Source organism: uncultured Winogradskyella sp., from assembly GCF_947495255.1.
In the GTDB taxonomy this organism is placed as follows: domain Bacteria; phylum Bacteroidota; class Bacteroidia; order Flavobacteriales; family Flavobacteriaceae; genus Winogradskyella.
Genome location: NZ_CANLYI010000027.1, coordinates 1 through 1,485 on the forward strand (window position 1 = coordinate 1; position 1,485 = coordinate 1,485).

General features: G+C 33.6%; 1 protein-coding gene and 1 pseudogene. Both read left to right on the forward strand.

The window, feature by feature from the left end; all coding sequences use genetic code 11:
- Nucleotides 1-648: type IX secretion system membrane protein PorP/SprF (locus tag Q0807_RS18825; RefSeq protein ID WP_301162058.1), on the forward strand; the 648-nt coding region annotated here is incomplete at its 5' end.
- Between the two features lie 19 nt (nt 649-667).
- Nucleotides 668-1,485: pseudogene (locus Q0807_RS18830) on the forward strand (cell envelope biogenesis protein OmpA); the annotation flags it as partial.

The window sequence follows — 1,485 nt, forward strand, 5'->3', positions numbered from 1 at the left end:
CAAATAGGACCAGTAAAAGAAACCAATACCTATGTAGATTTATCATATACCTTGCAATTAGGTGGTGAACACAGATTGGCATTTGGTATTAAAGCTGGTGCAACATTTCACGATATTGGTTTAGCAGGTATTGATGTTATTGATCCAACTGACCCTTTCCTAAATCAGGATATTAATGAAACAACACCTAACATTGGTGCTGGTTTCTTTTACTATACAGACAAATACTATGTGTCTTTATCTGTACCTAACCTATTATCTTCAGTACACTTAGATGATAGTGGTCTTAAAATTGGTTCTGAAACACAACACTATTTCTTAACTGGTGGTTATGTGTTTGATTTATCTGAGAATACAGAACTTAAACCTTCTGTAATGATTAAATCTGCCTTTGATGCACCAACATCTTTTGATGTTAACGTTAATGCTAGATTTTATAAAAAGTTTGAAATCGGAGCCTCTTACAGGTTAGATGATTCCTTTTCTGCATTGGTGAATTTTGCATTAACACCATCTTTAAGAGTGGGTTATGCTCATGACTTTATTTCTTCGGATATTAAAGCCTATGCACCTGCATCTCATGAGGTCTTCTTATTGTTCGACCTTAATTTCCCGAAACGTGTTTCTCGTTCACCAAGATACTTTTAATCAGTTAAGCTAAACAATTATGAAAAACTTTAAAACATTATTATTGATTACGTTGATCAGTAGCTTTTGCTTAACTGCTCAAAATAGCAACACTAAAAAAGCAGATAAGCATTTTGCAAGATTTGAATTCGTAAAGGCGGCTGAAAGCTATAATAAATTAGTCGAAGACGGTAAAGCTGACGCTTACGTTTACGGTCAGCTAGCAGAGAGTTATTATAACATTTTTAATACCGAAGCTGCGGAGCGTTACTACGCTAAAGCATTAGAAACTTCAGATAAGCCAGAGATGGTTTATAAGTATGCTCAAATGCTTAAAGCCAATGGTAAATATGTAGAATCTAACACACAAATGGACAAATTTGCGACAATGCGTCCTGCAGATGATAGAGCTGTTGCTTACAGAAAAAATCCAGATTACCTTCCTAAGATTTTAGAACAAGGTAAAAAGTTTAATGTACAGAATGCAGATTTCAACTCTACACAATCTGATTTTGGAGGAACACTTCAAGGTGATAAATTATATATTACTTCTGGTCGTAATGACAGTCGTAAAACCTATGGTTGGAATGACCAACCATTTTTAGATATCTATACCATTACTAAAAATGCAGATGATACTTACCAAGAAGCTGTTTTAGCCAATAACAAAGTAAATACAAGATTTCACGAAGGTTTAGTATCATTTTCTCCAGATGGAAACACTATGTATTTCTCTAGAGAAAGTTATTTTGAAAAAACTTATGAAAAAGATTCTTTAAGCAATACGCGTTTTAGTCAATTGTATTTATTTAAAGCTACTAAGCTTGGTGATGATTGGGATACTATAGAAAGTTTATC